The sequence below is a fragment of the Maribacter litoralis genome (assembly GCF_902506355.1).
In the GTDB taxonomy this organism is placed as follows: Bacteria; Bacteroidota; Bacteroidia; order Flavobacteriales; family Flavobacteriaceae; genus Maribacter; species Maribacter litoralis.
This window is the reverse complement of sequence record NZ_LR733271.1, coordinates 2,010,438-2,029,481: the sequence shown is the minus strand read 5'-3', so window position 1 is coordinate 2,029,481 and position 19,044 is coordinate 2,010,438. Positions and strand designations below refer to the sequence as shown.

The window sequence follows — 19,044 nt, the reverse complement described above, 5'->3', positions numbered from 1 at the left end:
AACACATAATCATTAGTAAAATGAAAGAAGTAAAAAAAGGAAGAACTAAAAGAAGAATAATCAGGGTGTTGGTTGTACTTGCTATTTTAATTGCCATACTCGCTTTGGTAGGTTACTTTATGCTTAAACCAGCAGAAGTAAAGGTTCTGGTTTTTTCCAAAACCGAAGGTTATAGACACGAGTCTATTGAACCAGGAATAGAAGCCATTAAAAAAATTGGAGAAGCCAATAACTTTACAGTTGTTGCTACAGAAGACGCCGAAGATTTTAATGAGAATAACCTAAAAGATTTTATGGCGGTGGTATTTTTAAATACCACAGGTAATGTATTAGACCCCGTACAGCAGAGCCAAATGGAACGCTTTATACAAGCTGGTGGTGGTTTCGTTGGTATACATGCAGCGACAGACACAGAATATGGTTGGCCTTGGTACGGTAAATTGGCAGGTGCATATTTTGATAGTCATCCTTTAAACCCAAACGTACAAGAAGGTAAGGTAAATGTAGTACAGCCCAATCATGCAGCTACCGATTCATTACCATCTTCATGGACCGTTGCAGATGAGTGGTATAGTTTTAAATCTATTGAACCCGCCAATACCGTTTTAATTACGTTAGACGAATCTACATATGAAGGTGGCACCAATGGTGCCAACCACCCTATTGCATGGTACAAAGAATATGATGGTGGAAGGTCTTTTTATACAGGTCTTGGGCATACCAACGAACAGTTTTCAGATGTAAAATTCTTAAGCCATTTAAAAGGAGGTCTCAAATATGCTATTGGGTTAGGGCAACCTGTAGATTATAGCAAGGCATATTCTGAATTGGTACCAGAAGAAAATAGGTTCAACAAAGTGATGTTCACTCAAAACCTAAATGAACCTATGGAGCTTGATTTTTTATCGGAAAAAGAAATTATTTATGTAGAACGTAAAGGAGGGATTAATATTTATGACCTAGAAAAAGGAAAGGATTCCTTGATTACTACCCTTGATGTATTCTCGGGCTTAGAAGATGGTTTATTAGGTATTGCCGTTGATCCTAATTACAAAGAGAATAATTGGGTTTATCTGTATTATTCAGAGAATAAGAATGCTAATAACCAAAATTTATCTCGCTTTAAACTAGCTGATTACACACTCGATCTATCAACGGAAAAGATTCTACTGCAAGTTAAAACACAACGCGATGAATGTTGTCACTCTGGTGGCTCTGTAGGATTTGGTCCAGATGGAAACCTTTATCTGTCTACAGGCGACAATACAAGTCCGCGTGTAGATGGTTTCGCACCTTTGGATAATAGTGAAGGAAGGTCAGCTTGGGATGCACAAAAATCTGCAGGGAACACCAATGATCTAAGAGGCAAAATTCTACGAATTAAGCCAGAAGCCGATGGCACTTACAGCATACCCGAAGGAAATTTATTTACGGAAGGGACACCAAAAACACGTCCTGAAATTTACATTATGGGCAACCGTAACCCTTATAGAATATCGATTGATTCGAAAACAGGGTTTTTATATTGGGGCGAAATTGGTCCTGATGCAAACGGAGATTCTTTAAACCTTGGACCCAAAGGGTATGATGAAATTAATCAGGCACAACGTGCCGGTAATTTCGGTTGGCCATATTTAATAGCTGACAATCAACCATACCATTCACGAGATTACGTTAAGAATTCTACTGGTGTTGCTTACGACTCCTTAAAACCAATTAACGAATCGCCCAATAATACCGGGTTACGAGAATTACCACCATCGCAACCGGCAATGATATATTATCCATATGCGGTATCAGATAAGTTCCCGGCTTTGGGTAGTGGCTCAAGAAACGCTATGGCAGGTCCTATTTACTATAGCGAAGATTATAGTGAAAGTGAATTGAGTTGGCCAGATTATTTCGATGGAAAGTTACTGGCATATGATTGGATGCGTGGATGGATTTTTGCCATAACCATGAAAGAGGATGGTTCTTTTGAAAAAATGACCCAAATTCTGCCAAACATGAAATTCAACAATACCATAGACATGATTTTTGGACCAGATGGAGCGTTATATATTTTAGAATATGGTACAGGTTGGTTTTCTCAAAATGCCAATGCCACACTATCTCGCATAGAATATATTAAAGGAAACAGAGCACCTAAAGCAGAAATAGCTGCAGACAAAACTATTGGCGCAGACCCATTGACGGTAAACTTTGCCGGTAGAAACTCAATTGATTATGATGGTGATGAACTAACGTACAAATGGACTTTTGGTGAGGGCGATGAAACTTCATCAGAAGTAAATCCTGTTCATGTTTTCAATGAATCTGGAAAGTACAAGGTAAAGCTAGAGGTTACCGATTCCGAGGGTAAAAAATCACAAACCGAAACAGAAATCATGGTCGGTAATGAACTACCCAAGCTTTCATGGGAAATTACAGGTGGTAATGGCAGTTTTTATTGGCCCAATGCACCTGTCAACATTGACTATAAAGTAGATGTTACCGATGCAGAAGATGGTAAGTTATCAGATGGTTCTTTAGATGCATCACGGGTAATTGTCTCATTCGATTATTTAGCGGAAGGAAACGACAAGGTTCTCGCCATGAAAAATCACTCTGACATGAGTGATGCCGCACAATCATCCGTAGGGCTAAACCTAATAAATGCATCGGATTGTATGGCATGTCATAAAGAGTCTGACAAATCTATAGGACCATCGTATATGGATATTGCCAACAAGTATGCAGCCATTGCTGGTTCCACTGAAATGCTAGGTAATAAAATCATAAATGGTGGTAGCGGCAATTGGGGTCAAGTACCAATGGCAGCTCACCCAGGTTTAAGTACTACCGAAGCCAAGCAAATGGCTGAATATATTTTAGGTTTATCAGAAAGCGCTACTCCTAAAAAATCTAAATATCCGCCATCAGGCAGTTATACCAGTAAATCTCATATTGGTAGTAAAACCCAAGGTACATATGTACTTACGGCAAGCTATACCGATTTGGGCGGTGGTGAAATAGAAGGGCTCAATGCACAGCAAACATTTTTACTACGCTACCCAAAATTAGAGGCGGAAAATTTTGACGAAGGTTCTTCTCAAAAAATGAACGTACCGGCTGGCACCATACCTGATTTAGAAGAGTCTTTAGGAATTGCAATAGGTCAAAAAGATTCTTATTTCATGTACAAAGATTTGGACCTTTCTGGTGTTAAAGGCGTAAAAGGTCGATTTGCTGTAGCTGCAGGTATGATCAAAGGAGGTAATGTAGAATTTCGCATTGGTGGAATAAACGGTGAATTGATAGGCACTATTGTTATTGAGGTAGGTCTTACCGAATTTGGGCTAAAAGAGTTTCAAACCAATTTTAACACTTCAATTGAAGGAAGAGAGAATCTATATGTGGTTTTTAAATCTGAAGAAAAAGATGAAGGTACTATGGTCGGTGTTATAGATTGGCTAGAGTTTTCAAATAAATCATTGAACTAATTCTTTAGTATTATGAGTTTTAAACGTACAATCAAAAAGGTATTATTAGCCATATTAGGGGTCATTTTGTTGATGTTCATTGGCATGGGTATATTTATGTACAAAGCACTTTATGGCATTAATTTTTATGACAGTACACCTCCAGAGCTTCCAAATAACTTTACCGGCAATACCGTATTGGTATTCTCCAAAACAAATGGATTTAGACATGGTGATGCAATAGAAAAGTCGTTACCTGCTTTTGAAAAAATGGCGAATGATAATGGATGGAAACTATTCTTGACAGATAATGGAGCCGTATTCAATTCAGAGCAATTACAGAAATTCGATGTGGTCATATGGAACAATACCAGTGGAAAAACCTTAGACGAAGAGCAACGTCAGCATTTTAAAAATTATCTAGAGAATGGTGGAGGCTTTGTAGGCATTCATGCAGCTGGTGACAATTCCCATCAATGGGATTGGTATACGCAAGAAGTCTTGGGCACCCTATTCTCCCATCATCCCATTGACCCACAATTTCAAACCGCAACAATGTACCTAGAAGAAAGCGATCCTAAATTGACCATTGGTTTAGATGAAACATGGGAAAGACACGAGGAATGGTACATGTTTTTTGACAATCCAAGAGATAAAGGTTTTGATGTTTTATATACCGTTGATGAATCTACCATTAACCCCAATGGAAATATTCCAATACTGGCATCGGATAAGGACTGGGGAATGGGAGAAGATCACCCTGTAGTATGGTACCGCCCTTTAAAAAAAGGAAGGGTAATATATTCCTCATTAGGGCATAGTGGCGAAGCGTTCAAAGAACCGGGGCATTTAATATTATTGGAGAATGCCATCAATTGGGCAGGTAGATTTTAAAATATAAAATGATTATTTAAAAATATACACATGAATAAAAGACGAAAATTTATCAAACAAATAGGTCTTGGAACTTTAGGCACAGGTTTATTGACCACTTTACCAAATTCCCTGTACGCAAATAGCATTGCCAACAACTATCCCATTTCATTGGCGCAATTCTCTTTGGCTTCAGAATTTTTTATGGGAAAACATAATACCTTAGAATTCCCCGCTAGAGCACAAAAGGATTTTGGCGTTAACATTGTTGAATATGTTTCTATGTTTTTTGCCGATAAAATGAACGACCCTTCATTCTTTAAAGAACTTAAATTACGAACTGATGACTTAGGGGTAACAAATCATCTAATCATGGTGGATGATGAGAATATCGCCGACCTTGATAAAACCAAAAGAGAACATGCCGTAGAGAGTCATTACAAATTTGTGGATGCCGCAAAAATATTGGGCTGTAGCTCCATTAGAGTCAACTTAGGTAGTTTAGAGCAAACAGGCAGTGCTGAAGCCGTTGCCGATGCCGCTTTAGAAGGCTACAGCAAACTTTTAAAATATGGCGATGATCATGACATGAATATTATAGTCGAAAATCATGTAGGTCATTCTTGCAATGGCAAATGGTTGGCAAATATTATGAAACAGCTAAACCATAAAAGAGCCGGGGTATTACCTGATTTCGGTAATTTCTGTATCAACCGCACTAAGCCCGAAACGATGGATATAGCCGGATATATGAACACCAAATGTTTGGAACAATATGATATGTACTTGGGTATTGAAGAGTTAATGCCATATGCCAAAGGGGTAAGTGCCAAAACTCATAAATTCGATGCACAGGGAAATGAAACCGAAATGGATTACAAACGAATTTTTAATATTATAGAAAAATCTGGGTTTAACGGTATCATCGGTATAGAATATGAAGGCGGATTAATGCATGCACAAGGTATTGAAGGTTATGTAAGCAATGAAGAAGGAATAATAGCTACCAAAAACCTGATACAAAAATCAATGTAACAACTATATAAATTGAATAACCTACCTAATCAAACTTGCAAAATTAAAGCTAGCGATTACAAGATTATCCCTACTCTGTTCCATAGCTTGTTTTAACGTAGAAACACCTCTAACAATTGAGGCTACATAATCCAGTCCGAATTTTTTTTGTTGTGCCACGGTTATACTTACCGATCCGCAGAGTGCGGCAATAGGAATTTTTTTAAGCTTTGCAGATTTCACGACCCCATCTATTGTCTTACCGGAAAGTGTTTGTTCGTCTAACTGACCTTCACCGGTTATTATCCAATCTGCACCATTAATGGCATTATCAAAATCTGCCAATTCTTTTACCAAATTATTCCCGGAAATTAATTCCCCATTTAGAAAAACAAGGGCACCACCTCCTACTCCGCCAGCTGCACCGGCGCCACTTACTTTTTGTAAATCGATTTCATAGCGATTCTTAATAATTTCGGCAAAATTACATAGACCTTGATTCAGAAATATAATCTCATTTTCAGAAGCACCTTTTTGTGCCCCATAAATATAAGCGGCACCTTGCAATCCATAAAAAGGATTGGTAACATCACATGCCACCTTAACGGTTATCTTGTCAAGTTGCGGGTGTTTGTTGGAATCATCAATTGATTTAACCTCAGAGAGATTTTTACCCACAGGTGACAATTCTTGTCCTTCCCCATCTAAAAATCGATATCCCAAAGCATTAGCCATGCCCATACCCCCATCGTTGGTTGCACTACCGCCAATACCTAAAATAATTTCAACTGCACCTTTTTCCAGTGCATCATAAATCAATTCTCCTGTGCCCGAAGTTGTGGTTTCCATGCAATTTCGCTCATCTTCTGAAAGCAATTTTATTCCTGATGCTTCTGCCATTTCTATGTAGGCTATTTTTGTTTCATCAGAATATAGATAAGAAGCATTAATGGGTCTAAAAAGTGGGTCGTTTACCGTTACTGCAACTTTTTCTCCTTTTATATAATGTTTAGCGACTTCCATTGTACCATCACCACCATCTGCCAACGGTCTTTTCAAAATTTCGGCATCGTTGAACACCATTCGGAGTCCTTCTTCCACGGCATCGCAAAATTCGAAACCGGTTAAGGAACCTTTAAACTTATCTGGTGCTATTACAAATTTCATCGATGTAAGATTAATTTAAAATATTCGGTAATACAACACTGAACGCTATAATGGCTACAAAATAGGCAATCAATATCATTACCTCTTTTTTACCTGAATAGTATTCTACTTTTAACCCTTCGTTTACCGTTCTTTTAACAGTGTAGCTAACCGCAAGTGCCACCAATACCGTCACCAAACAACCAAGAGCATTCCACCAGAACCAAAAGATCTGTGGCACATACAACCATAGATAAACATTGAACAAAACACCTGCCACTATACCAATATTTGCTCCAAGCGCATGTGTTTTCTTGGTCAGGATAGCCAAAATAAAAGCTGCTAAAATTGGACCATAGAAAACCGAACTTATCTTATTGATCACCTCTATAACCGTGCCCTCTATATTACCTGCAAAAAAAGCGAAGAACAAGCATACAAGTCCCCAAAATATGGACAAGAGTTTAGAATAGGTCATGTACTTTTTATCGGGCATATTTGGATTGAACCTTTTCACAAAGTCTTCCATAGTTACAGCAGAAAGTGAATTTACCGTTGAGCTTAATGTAGACATAGCTGCAGACATAATTGCCACGATCAAAATTCCTATTACCCCGTTAGGTAAATATTTTATGATAAAAACCGGTACCATTAAATCTGCCTTTTTACCCGCTAGAGAGCCAATATTAGCTTGATAAACCGTTTCCATTTGCTCTTGAAAAGTTACATCTTGCAATAATAACGTACCCAACACAAGCCCCATAATACAATAAGTCAATGTAAACGGAAAACGAAGAAGTCCGTTTGCCATCATTAGTTTTTTAAGGTTAGACATGCTACTTGAAGATAACAATCGTTGCGATTGGGTTTGATCCGTACCGTAGTAGGACGCATATAGAAAAAATCCGCCTATGACCATGGGCCAAAAACCAAATTCATCATTTCCGTCCGCATTATTAAAACCCCATTTACTAAAGTCTACCGCTGTAATTCTATCGGTATCCACGTGAGTTAGAAAATTATCTACTCCACCAAGCTCACTAAAACCAAAATACAGACAAATGATAATACCTATAAATAGAATACTCATCTGAATTACATCTCCCCAGATAACCGCTTTCATCCCTCCTTGAAATGAATACACCATAGTGATAAGGCCGATGATCAATATAGAAATCCAAAAATCCAGTCCAATGGTTGCCTGTAGAATTAGAGCCATAGTATACACCATAACCCCTGTTGCTACCGATCTGCTAATTTGAAATACAAAGCTTATTAAAAGACGGGAAGAGGAGTCAAATCTTTTCTCCAGATATTCATATACGCTAACAATACCAGATTTATATAACGTAGGCAATACTGCAATAAGTAAAAAAGCCATTGCCAGGGGCACGCCAAACTCGTACGTTAGCCACTGCATGCCTCCACCATCTTTAAGACCTACAAATGCAGGTGCAGAAATAAAGCTTATAGCTGATAATTGCGTTGCCATTGCCGAAAGGCTTAGCGGCAGCCATGATGTTTTTCGACCACCCAAAAAGTAATCGCCACCAGAGTTGTTCTCCTTGAACATAAAGCCCAACCCTAAAAAGCCTGCCAAATAAACAACAATAATGATATAGTCAACGTAGTTCATACCTTAGTTTCTATTTTTTTTGATTAAAAAGCCAACCATAATAATACCGAATAGGTAGAATACAATTAAAAAGTAATCAATATAATTCATAACACATCAGTTTTAATCGGTATTCACCATATCAATATATAAAGCGGCGCTCCAAGAGAAATTATTACCGCCGTATCCGGTAGGTTTCTCATTGCCCGTATCTTTTCTACAGTCAAAATATTCGTAAAAACCATATCTCTCGATCAGCTCTATACTATCTTTTTTCATTTGCTCAGCTACATTTGAAAAATCATAGTTTTTAAGCCCAAGAAAAAGCATCCAGTTCATGTTAATCCAAACAGGACCTCTCCAATATTTTCTGGGATTAAATCGATCGTTCGTAGGATCGAATGATGCACATAGGTATCTATCGTCTCCTCCAAATTTATCCATCATGGTATTCACCAGCACCTTGGCTCTTTCAGGCGAAGGAATATTTGCGAATAAAGGTGAAAACGATGAAGACGTAATATGGCGAATAGCTTTTTCATTTCTTAGATCATAGTGCACGTAGGCACCAAGTTCAACATCAAATAACTTCTCGTTAAAACTTGCAATACTCTTAGCTTGCCATTGTAATAAGGTTTTAATCTTATCTTCATTACCCCCAATTAACTCATACAATTCAATTAAAGCTTGATTGGATTTTATTAGCATGGCATTGAACAATGGATCTTGTACCAAAAAAGGAGACAATTCCGCTATTTTACCATCGTCATAATTATTCTGTTTAGCAATGTCTATAATATACAAGTAGTGATCATACTCTCTTTTAGAAGGACGTTGAGAAGCATCTACATGCGTTGTATCTTTTCTAACGAAATTATATTCTGGCGGATTCATAGTATCCCAGATATCATCCCAAACAGGTGAGTTGTCAGTACCAGATTCCCAGTTGTGATAGATGTATACCAAACCTTCATCTTTGGGGTCTCTATTTTCATAGAAGTACACGTGATTATCAAAAACCTTGTCGATTTCTTCTTTGATAAAGTTCAACATATCATTTTTATCCTCAGCAATACGATGCATTTCTTGCAACACAAAACCAGAAACAGGTGGTTGCGTCATACCCGTAGACCTATATTTTTTAGAGGACAATGGGTGCAATTCAGATTGATGAAAATCTGCTCCGGGGAAATATGAATCGTTATCCGTATGAAAAACGATATGCGGTATAAATCCGTTACCCCATTGAGAATCTAACAATGTTCTCATTTCGGTTTTTGCCTTTTCTACATCATAATGGGCAAAACCGATAGCGATAAACCCAGAATCCCACTTCCATTGAAAAGGATACAGCCCTGCGCTTGGTATGGTAAAACCTCCATCTTGAAAATTTGCATCTAATACAGCAATTGCCTTTTTATATAATTCTTGCTTCATATTATCTCATAAATAACCTTGGGGCCACCCCACTAGGTTTTGAATTGAAAAATAATTATCACTTCGACTCAGGCGTCGGAGCAATTAAATCTCGATTATCGAGTAAAAAAACACATTGGTAATTCTCCAACCACCAATGTGCTCATCATTTAAACTTAAACTAACAACACAAATTTTTAGAAATTGAAAGTAGCCGTTACGAACAATCTTCTAGGTAAAATTGGTCTACCTACAAAGAATTGAGATTCCGTTTGACCTGCTGAACCTGCTCTTGGGTTCCCTTCTGTAATTCCGTCACTATCGAATAAATTAAAGACCGATACCCCTAAACGAACCGAATTGTTGTTATCCTCTTTAGAGAATGTGTAACCGGCACCTAATCTGCCAATGGTTATAGCATCTAATTCTATATTATTGGTATCATCGGTATATTTGGAACCTGTATAGTTGAATCCGAAATTGGCATCGAAAGCAGCATTGTCATAATACAATCCTAAGCCGCCCAACAAGTTTGGCTGTCTAGCCAATTCATTACCTACGTTGGCTTCTGTAGATGTACCGTTCACCAAATCAAAATCGGTATTTTTTGTAATCTCATGGTTTTGGTACGTAGCATTACCACGAAGGTTTAAGTACTGGGCAAGACTATAATCCCAAGTTGCCTCAATACCTATTGTTCTTGTATTTTGCTCTGCTCTTGTTTCATCTATTAACTGACCACCAACAATGGCTTGTCTAATAGAGATACGATCTTTAAGACCTACATAATACCCAGCAACAGAACCAGAAAATTTTTGATTTCCGAATTTTGCACCCGCTTCAAACTGAATAATATTTTCAGCATCGTACGGGCTCTCAGAAATACCAGCTACCGGAGCAAAACCTCTTAATTGTGGAAAGAAATATCCTTTCGAAAAGTTAGCATATAAGTTGGTTGTTTCCGTTAACTCGTAAAGACCTGCTAGAGAAAGTGCCCATGCATTTGCATTTACTTCAGTTCTCAAGAACGTTCCATCTGCAGTTTGCACATCACTTAAGCCAGTAGTAAGTTCTGGATCGGCATATACCGTTTCGCTCATAATACCACCACGGCTATTAATACCATCGGTATGCTCCCATCTGAAACCAACATCAAAACGCCATTTATCCAAGATCATCTCATCTGTTATGTAAAGTGCAAGTCTGTTTTGAGAAAGAAAGTTATTTGCCGTCTGGCCAATTCTATCATACAAACCACCTTGAGAGTATATTACATTGTTACCACTAGCATCGGTGTAATTTAAGTTTACCAATTGCGGATTGTTATTGAACTCTGTCAACACTCTATATTGATAGTTAACATCTTCTGCTTCTGTACGAGCTATATAAGAACCTACGGTAATGTTATGATTACCGCCATTTGCAGTTTCAATAGATTTGGTAAGGTTAATCTCACCAGAGTAATCTGTCATTGGGCGCAAACGATCTACATGAAGGTTATCAATTACCAAGTCGTTACCGTTAATTTGAGCACCTGATCCACTTTGGTACTCTGCGGTATACCCTAAATTACCAGGAGCAATACTTTCTACATAATTATCTAATGTGATAGGGTTTCCGTTATTTCCGCTACCACCAACATAAAGTGCAAAGTTGTGCTTGTAGTTTGCATATTTAATTTTGGAGGTTAATTTAAGGTCGTCTTCAAATCTGTAATTGAAATCACCCATAAGGTAACCACCGGAAGTAGCAACACCATCTGAAATAGGACTATTATAGGTTCCACCTGGTGTGTTGAACGAGGTATTCGCCAAATCACCGGATAACAATTGCTCAACCGGGTCACCGTCATTACCGTTAATACGTTCTCTACTACCGCCGCTTAAAGGAATAGGAAGATAAAATTGAGCCTTATCGTCAATAAACTGTCCGCTTAAAGTAAATGATCCGTTATCGAATTTCTTTTTAATATTACCTCTAAACTGAACACCCTTTGTTGGCAAACCTACATCTATAGGACCTCTATCATGACGTACAAAACCAGTAAAAGCATAGTAGGTATTAGAATCCTCGCCACCTAACTGACCACCAGAATAGAAATCTGTTTTAATTCTACCTTGGTTGGCTACTTCTATATTAATAATGTTACCCGGGTTGGTATCTCCCGTTTTACTAGTGTAGTTAATAATACCGGCAACAGAACCTGCACCGTATAATACAGCTGCACCACCACGAACAAATTCTACACCTTTAAAACCTATATCTGGTCTAGCATAAACATCATGCGCAGAAGAGTTAAGACCGAATGAACTGATCAAAGGCATACCATCATATTGTAGCGGATTAAACACATATTGACCACCGGATGGAAGACCCCTAACAAATATATTACTTGCCGTTTCACCACCACCACCTTCTGCGGTAATACCTGGGACACTTCTAAGAATATCTGCCTGACTGTTAGCGGATAGCTTAGTTATTTCTTTCATTTTTACAGAACTAATAGATAAAGGAGCCTGCTTTTGAGAACGAAACGTACTAGATGCCGTTAAAACTACCTCATCTAATAACTGACCACCTTCTTGCAGCACAACATTTACTGTTTGTGCGGTACCGTCTAAAGACAACGGTTTATCTACCGAAGTAAAACCTATATATGATATACGTAATATTTGTTCACCTGTAAGGTCTGTTGAAAAAGAAAAATTACCATCAAAATCTGATGTTGTACCCGACGTACTACCTGCTATTAAAATATTAGCACCGGGAATTGGTTCTCCTAAATTGTCTGTTACGGTTCCAGAAATATCGGTCTGTGCAAGGGAGCTTGCACTGATAAGAAGTCCGATTACCGCAAAAATAATTTTCTTCATAATGTTTGAGTTTTTTTAAGTTGAGTCGATTTAAATTATCAAATCGTTGATTATGAAGCCAAATTATGTGAATATAGCATTCTATTAACCAAAAATTAATGAAATATCATTGCAAACGTTTGCGGAAACGTTTGCAATTTATTTTGTATTATTGTTATTCCTTCAATAAACATATAATTTACTCATTTTCAACCATGAGCAAAAAAAGAAACACCACTTTAAAAGAGCTTTCTAAAGAACTGAGTTTATCCATTTCAACAGTTTCAAGAGCCCTTAACGACCACCCGGACATCAGTCTAGAAACTAAGGAGAAAGTGAAAAAATTGGCCAAGCAAATGAATTATGTTCCCAATTTATTTGCTAGAGGCTTCCGTTCAAGAGAAACTCACATACTAGGTGTCATCGTGCCAAACATCTCGCACTTATTCACTTCTACCATTATAAAAGGTATTATTGAGGAGGCCGAGTTAAGAGGCTACCGTGTCATTATATCAGAATCTAATAATGACGATACCAAGCAAATAGAAATGTTGAATACCATGACACAGTTTGGAGTTGATGGCGTATTAATGTCATTGGCACGAAAAACAAAAGATGTAGAAGAGGTTTTAAAGGTTTTAAATCGTATCCCTATTGTTTTGTTCGACAAGGTATCAAGTAAAATACCCTGCACACAAGTAGTTATCAATGAAGAAGAAGCTGCATTTAATGCTGTTGAACATTTAATAGAACTCGGTAAGAAACGAATAGCTATTATTAAAGAAACCGAAAACTCATACAATTCAGAAAAAAGATTCGCTGGTTATTTAAGGGCATTAAATCAATATGATATACCGGTACGAGATAAGTTGATTCTAAGTACCGAAGATATCTCATTGGGGAACGGAAGACGATTGGCCAATATTCTTATAAGCATGAAAAAACGACCCGATGCCATTTTTGCCATTACCGATAATGCTGCAATTGGAGCGATTAAAGCGTTACATAAGTTTAAGATTAAAATACCGGACGAAATTGCCGTAGTAGGTTTCAGCAACTCGATCAATTCTACTATTATTAGTCCGGCTTTGACCACAGTAGATCAACCCGGTGACAAAATTGGACGTACAGCGGTTCGTTTCTTAATTGAAGAAATAGTAAGCCCTACCAACGAAGTAAACACTAAAACCGTTGAAATTAAGACCAGTTTAATTGTTAGGGATTCTTCACTAATGGTTTAAAAAGGCAAGAATAGATTATAATGGAATATTGCCATGCTTCTTCTTTGGCAAGGTCGCTACTTTATTCTCTAGCATAGTATACGCTTTTATCAACTTTCTTCTAGTGTTTTTTGGCAGAATAACCTCATCTACAAATCCTCTTTGGGCAGCACTGTAAGGATTTGCAAATAGTTTAGCGTATTCAGCTTCTTTTTCCGCCAGTTTAGCTTCTGGATTATCGGCAGCGCTTATTTCCTTTCTAAAAATGATCTCACTTGCACCTTTAGCTCCCATTACCGCAATTTCTGCACCTGGCCAAGCATAATTTAAATCGGCACCAATATGTTTAGAATTCATAACATCATACGCACCACCGTATGCTTTTCTAGTAATTACGGTTACCTTAGGCACTGTTGCCTCACTTAAAGCATATAGTAATTTAGCACCATTAGTAATAATACCGTTCCATTCTTGATCGGTACCCGGCAAGAATCCTGGAACATCTACCAATACCAAAAGTGGGATATTAAAACAATCGCAAAAGCGTGTAAAACGCGCTGCCTTTTTAGAGCTATCAACATCAAGTACACCTGCGAGACTAATTGGCTGATTGGCAACAATACCAATACTTTTTCCTCCTAATCTTGCAAAACCGACAACAATATTATCTGCATAGGCTTCATGAATTTCAAAGAATGAATCTTGATCTATAATTCCATTGATAACGTTGCGCATATCATAAGGTTGATTTGCATTTTCAGGAACAATATCCTCTAGTACATCACGAACCTCGTTACCTGGAACAAATAGTATATCGGTTGGTTTATCCTCACAATTTTGAGGCATATAACTAATTATCTGTTTAATCTGGTTGATACATTGAATATCGTTAGCTGCCGTAAGATGGGTTACTCCAGATTTAGTTGCATGCGTTAATGCACCACCGAGTTCTTCTGAGGTTACTTCTTCATTGGTTACCGTCTTCACCACATTTGGACCGGTAACGAACATATAACTAGAATTCTCTACCATTAAGGTAAAATCGGTCATTGCTGGAGAGTACACCGCACCACCGGCACAAGGACCCATTATCGCAGAAATCTGAGGAATCACCCCCGATGCCATTACATTTTTATGGAAAATATCCGCATAGCCACCTAAGGATCGTACACCTTCTTGAATTCGGGCTCCCCCACTATCGTTTAATCCAATCATTGGCACACCAATCTTCATGGCCAGGTCCATGATCTTACAAATTTTTTCAGCATGCGTTTCGGATAATGCTCCTCCAAAAACAGTAAAATCTTGTGCAAAAACACAAACTTGCCTACCGTTGATTGTACCATAACCCGTTACTACTCCGTCTCCATAAAAGACTTGCTTGTCCATACCAAAATCTTTGGTACGGTGGGTAACCAAGGCACCCATTTCTTCAAATGAACCTTCATCCAGCAAAAAATGAATACGTTCATAAGCAGTTAACTTTCCTTTAGCGTGCTGTTTGTCAATACGTTCTTGACCACCACCCAATTTCGCCAATGCCAGTTTCTCTGCTAATATCTCTTTATTATCTTTCATGCTACTCGTTCAAATACAATTTACAATGCTACACCCTACTCTTCTGCCAGTTAGAAGATACCTCAGACGGAATTTTTAATATTTTATCGTTATCCAAATACAATTTTAATGCTGTTAAAGCTGCTATTCGTCTTTCTTCTGTATATTGCTTTTCTAAATGCTCTGGAGAATAGTAGTTTTTAACAAAATGAGTATCAAAATTCCCTGATGTAAAAGCTTCGTGCTCACACACAAATTTTCCAAAAGGTAAGGTTGTGGCAACGCCTTCTACTTTATAATTATCAATAGCTTTAATCATTAATTGTATAGCCTCTTCCCTATTCTTTCCATAGGTAATCAACTTAGAAATCATAGGGTCGTAATAGATGGGTACTTCCATACCTTCTTCAAAACCATCATCCACACGTATACCTTCACCAACCGGTTTTTTGTAGGTTGACAGCTTTCCTATACTCGGCATAAAATTAGCCAACGGATCTTCTGCATACACACGTACTTCAAGCGCATGACCTTTAATTTTCAAATCGTCTTGTGTAAAAGCTAACTCTTCGCCTCTGGCTACTTTTATTTGCTGCTCTACCAAATCAATACCAGATATCAACTCAGACACCGGATGCTCTACCTGCAATCTCGTATTCATTTCCAAGAAGTAGAAATTCTTATTTTCATCAAGTAAGAACTCCACCGTACCTGCACCTACGTAGTCACATGCTTTTGCTACTTTGATGGCAGCTTCGCCCATACGCTTTCTAATTTCCGGCGTTAGAACTGCTGAAGGAGCTTCTTCTACTACTTTTTGATGCCTTCTTTGCACACTGCATTCCCGTTCAAACAAATGAACGGTATTACCATGCGTATCCGCTAAAATTTGAATTTCTATATGCCTCGGTAAACCTACGTACTTTTCTATAAAAACGGAACCATCACCAAAAGCAGCTAATGCCTCACTGATAGCCCTATCCATTTGATCTGGCAGATCTTTTAAGTTCTCTACAACGCGCATTCCCTTACCACCACCACCTGCGGAAGCTTTTATTAAAATAGGAAATCCAATTTGCTTAGCTGCCTTTTCAGCTAATGCAACATCGGTTATAGCCTCTTCTATGCCTGGCACCATAGGAATATCATAATCGCGAACCGCTTCTTTTGCCGCTAGTTTATTTCCCATCACTTTAATCGCATGGGGCTTAGGACCGATAAACGTAATACCATTATCTTCAACCATTTGTGCAAAAGCAGCATTCTCACTTAAAAAACCGTAACCTGGGTGAATACCTTCTGCACCGGTCACCTTTGCTGCATCGATAACTTTTTCCATGACCAAGTAAGATTCCGATGATGGCGCTGGACCTAATAAAACCGCTTCATCAGCGAATTTTACGTGTGGCGAATGGCGGTCGACTTCTGAATAAACAGCAACTGTTTTGATACCCATTTTCTGGGCAGTCTTCATTATTCGCAAAGCTATTTCACCTCTATTGGCTATTAGTATTTTCTTCATTCAAACTTAATTTACTCGATAATCGAGATTTAACTACGTAACGATTCAGTATTTATAACTGAAGAGTATTCTCTTATGACCATCTTGTATTTCTATTCCATTTCAATAATCAACTGTCCTTTTTCTACAGTATCGTCTTTTTTAACTTCAATAGATTTTACGATACCCTCGCCTTGAGCAAGAATAATATTTTCCATTTTCATTGCCGACAAAACCAATAAAGGAGTACCCTCTACAATCTCTTGCCCTATCTCAACCATTACATCTACAATTAAACCTGGCATTGGTGCTTTTACTTCGTTTAATTTCTGAGTAGTAACCGCAAGCAATCCCATTTTCTTGACCTGCTGATCGTATTCATCTTCAATCTTTAAGTCGTATCTATTTCCGTTGACCGACAATGACATCGTCTTATTCAAAAAATCTGTATCGAGTATTTCTACCTCAAAAGCCCTATTATTTTCTAAAACATGAAGTGTTTGTGAATTAACGGAAATACAATCTAAAGAATCAGTATCGCTAGTTTTGTATTCTAACTCTTCTTCGTTTACGGTAATTAGATAGTCTGCCATATAAGATCGAATAAAACAATATGAGTGTTTACCAAAGATATTGAAAAAGATTGGCGATAATTTGAAGCGACTTGAAATGACATTACTCCCAATTATTTAAATAATTAGAATTTGTATTATTACAAAAAAGTACACCGATAAGAACACTAAAATTCTGGTGTTACAGTGAAATATAGTTTTTAAGGGGAAAAGTAGATATATCGGACAGAACAGCGCAAAGCACCGTCAATATTGAGCAAAAACAAAAAATCCAACCTAAATAAATAGATTGGATTTCGCTTTTTGCTCCCCCTCTTGGGCTCGAACCAAGGACCCTCTGATTAACAGTCAGATGCTCTAACCAACTGAGCTAAGGAGGAAAATAACCCGTTTTAGTTTCCTAAAGCGGGTGCAAATATAGTAGTTTTTTGAAAGTCGCCAAACAAATAAATTATTTTTTTTATTTAAATATCGCTTTATAAACATCGTTACCGTTTGCGAACAGTAAAAGTGCTATTAAAATAAAGAATCCGGTGATTTGAGCGTACTCTAAAAACTTATCGCTTGGCTTTCTACCCGTAATCATTTCGTAAAGCAAAAACATAACGTGTCCGCCATCTAAAGCTGGTATTGGCAGTATATTCATAAAAGCCAATATAATGGATATAAAGGCAGTTGTAGCCCAAAATGCTGGCCAGTTCCAAGTATCTGGGAACATACCACCAATAGCGGCAAAACCACCAACCTCTTTATAGGCACCAGTATCAGGATTAAAGATTTTCTTCATTCCTTTAATATAATCTGTAAGGGTCTTTACACCTTTGTTCCATCCGGCGGGTATAGATTCTAAAAAGGTATAGTTAAGTGTCTCAAATTTAAAATAGCCCTTTTCCTCATATTCTTCCATGGTATTAAATCCCGCATAAACACCGAATTTACCTTCGTCAGAAACTTTTGCATTCAATGATACTTTATTACCTTCCCGCATAACTTCTATAGGAACAGTTTTACCTTTGTTAGCCGCTAATACAGGAATAACCTGATCTTGATACTCCACAGGTGTTCCGGCAATTTTAACTACAGCATCACCTTCTTTAAATCCGCTATCTTTATTTGGAGAATCTTCTGGAATACTCCTAACAACAAACGGATTTCGGTATGAAATAAACCTAACATTCTCTTTATTGTTAGAAATAGTTTCTATAAAATCAACTGGAATTTCTTTCTCTATAGTACTACCAGCTCGTTCAATCGTAATATTCTCTCCATAAACCACTTCTGGCACTATGGTATTCAAAGCTTCAATTTCTTTACCATCAACAGCAATGACCTTATCTCCCGTTTCTATTCCAAGAGCATCGCCCAATGTAGTATCGGTAACCCATACTCCGTCTTTTAAACTATCATTTGCTATATAGGTTTCACCATACGCATACGCCAAGCCAATGAAAATAACAACGGCCAAAATGAAATTTACCGTTACACCGCCTAACATTATTATTAAACGTTGCCAAGCCGGTTTGCTTCTAAACTCCCACTCCTTAGGCTCTTCTGCCATGGCTTCTTTGTCCATGCTCTCATCTATCATTCCAGATATTTTTACGTATCCGCCAAGTGGCAACCAACCAATACCATATTCGGTCTCTCCAATTTTCTTTTTGAAAAGTGAAAACTTTACATCAAAAAACAAGTAGAATTTCTCTACTCTGGTCTTAAAATACTTAGCTGGTATAAAATGCCCTAACTCATGTAGTACAATTAGTATAGAAAGGCTTAAAAAAAATTGAATCGTCTTTATTACAATGGGGCTCATCCTT

Annotated in this window: 12 protein-coding genes and 1 tRNA gene; 4 read left to right on the top strand and 9 right to left on the bottom strand. The window is 37.7% G+C overall.

The genetic code is table 11. The annotated features are described in order from the left end of the window. Positions 1-20 precede the first annotated feature (20 nt). From EXIGUO8A_RS08530 to EXIGUO8A_RS08520, 3 genes are read left to right on the top strand one after another with little or no spacing between them, the layout of a single operon-like run. On the top strand, positions 21-3,482 hold the full coding sequence (locus EXIGUO8A_RS08530; protein WP_159302788.1) for a ThuA domain-containing protein: 3,462 nt from the start codon (positions 21-23) through the stop codon (positions 3,480-3,482). 12 nt (positions 3,483-3,494) lie between these two features. Beyond that, complete coding sequence (locus EXIGUO8A_RS08525; protein WP_159302787.1) at positions 3,495-4,355, top strand: ThuA domain-containing protein; 861 nt, start codon at positions 3,495-3,497, stop codon at positions 4,353-4,355. A 30-nt stretch (positions 4,356-4,385) separates the two neighbouring features. Then, entirely contained in the window at positions 4,386-5,369 is a 984-nt protein-coding gene (locus tag EXIGUO8A_RS08520; RefSeq protein ID WP_159302786.1) for a sugar phosphate isomerase/epimerase family protein, read from the top strand. A gap of 21 nt (positions 5,370-5,390) precedes the next feature. Here the strand turns inward: EXIGUO8A_RS08520 and EXIGUO8A_RS08515 are convergent, their stop codons facing one another. From EXIGUO8A_RS08515 to EXIGUO8A_RS08500, 4 genes are all read right to left on the bottom strand, one after another. Beyond that, positions 5,391-6,515, bottom strand: a complete 1,125-nt coding sequence (locus EXIGUO8A_RS08515) for a glycerate kinase (RefSeq protein ID WP_159302785.1) — start codon at positions 6,513-6,515, stop codon at positions 5,391-5,393. A 10-nt stretch (positions 6,516-6,525) separates the two neighbouring features. Then, positions 6,526-8,130 carry a sodium:solute symporter gene (locus EXIGUO8A_RS08510; RefSeq protein WP_159302784.1) on the bottom strand — a complete coding sequence of 535 codons (1,605 nt, stop codon included), beginning with the start codon at positions 8,128-8,130 and terminating at the stop codon, positions 6,526-6,528. A 102-nt stretch (positions 8,131-8,232) separates the two neighbouring features. Further along, the gene (locus EXIGUO8A_RS08505; protein ID WP_159302783.1) at positions 8,233-9,546 is read right to left on the bottom strand and encodes an MGH1-like glycoside hydrolase domain-containing protein; all 1,314 of its coding nucleotides are present in this window, start codon (positions 9,544-9,546) and stop codon (positions 8,233-8,235) included. Positions 9,547-9,722: 176 nt separating this feature from the next. Continuing rightward, positions 9,723-12,398 carry a TonB-dependent receptor gene (locus EXIGUO8A_RS08500; protein WP_159302782.1) on the bottom strand — a complete coding sequence of 892 codons (2,676 nt, stop codon included), beginning with the start codon at positions 12,396-12,398 and terminating at the stop codon, positions 9,723-9,725. 194 nt (positions 12,399-12,592) lie between these two features. Here EXIGUO8A_RS08500 and EXIGUO8A_RS08495 point away from each other — a divergent pair, with 194 nt between their 5' ends. Further along, complete coding sequence (locus tag EXIGUO8A_RS08495) at positions 12,593-13,618, top strand: LacI family DNA-binding transcriptional regulator (protein WP_159302781.1); 1,026 nt, start codon at positions 12,593-12,595, stop codon at positions 13,616-13,618. Between the two features lie 15 nt (positions 13,619-13,633). Here the strand turns inward: EXIGUO8A_RS08495 and EXIGUO8A_RS08490 are convergent, their stop codons facing one another. The 5 genes from EXIGUO8A_RS08490 to rseP form a co-directional block, all read right to left on the bottom strand. Then, positions 13,634-15,175 (bottom strand): acyl-CoA carboxylase subunit beta, encoded by a 1,542-nt coding sequence (locus EXIGUO8A_RS08490; RefSeq protein WP_159302780.1) that lies wholly within the window; start codon positions 15,173-15,175, stop codon positions 13,634-13,636. Between the two features lie 28 nt (positions 15,176-15,203). Next, positions 15,204-16,676 (bottom strand): acetyl-CoA carboxylase biotin carboxylase subunit, encoded by a 1,473-nt coding sequence (gene accC / locus EXIGUO8A_RS08485; protein ID WP_159302779.1) that lies wholly within the window; start codon positions 16,674-16,676, stop codon positions 15,204-15,206. 92 nt (positions 16,677-16,768) lie between these two features. Next, positions 16,769-17,248 carry a biotin/lipoyl-containing protein gene (locus tag EXIGUO8A_RS08480; protein ID WP_159302778.1) on the bottom strand — a complete coding sequence of 160 codons (480 nt, stop codon included), beginning with the start codon at positions 17,246-17,248 and terminating at the stop codon, positions 16,769-16,771. Positions 17,249-17,533: 285 nt separating this feature from the next. Then, positions 17,534-17,607: transfer RNA gene (locus EXIGUO8A_RS08475), tRNA-Asn, on the bottom strand. Between the two features lie 80 nt (positions 17,608-17,687). Beyond that, positions 17,688-19,040, bottom strand: coding sequence for an RIP metalloprotease RseP (rseP, locus tag EXIGUO8A_RS08470; RefSeq protein ID WP_159302777.1), 1,353 nt, complete (start codon positions 19,038-19,040; stop codon positions 17,688-17,690). Positions 19,041-19,044 lie beyond the last annotated feature (4 nt).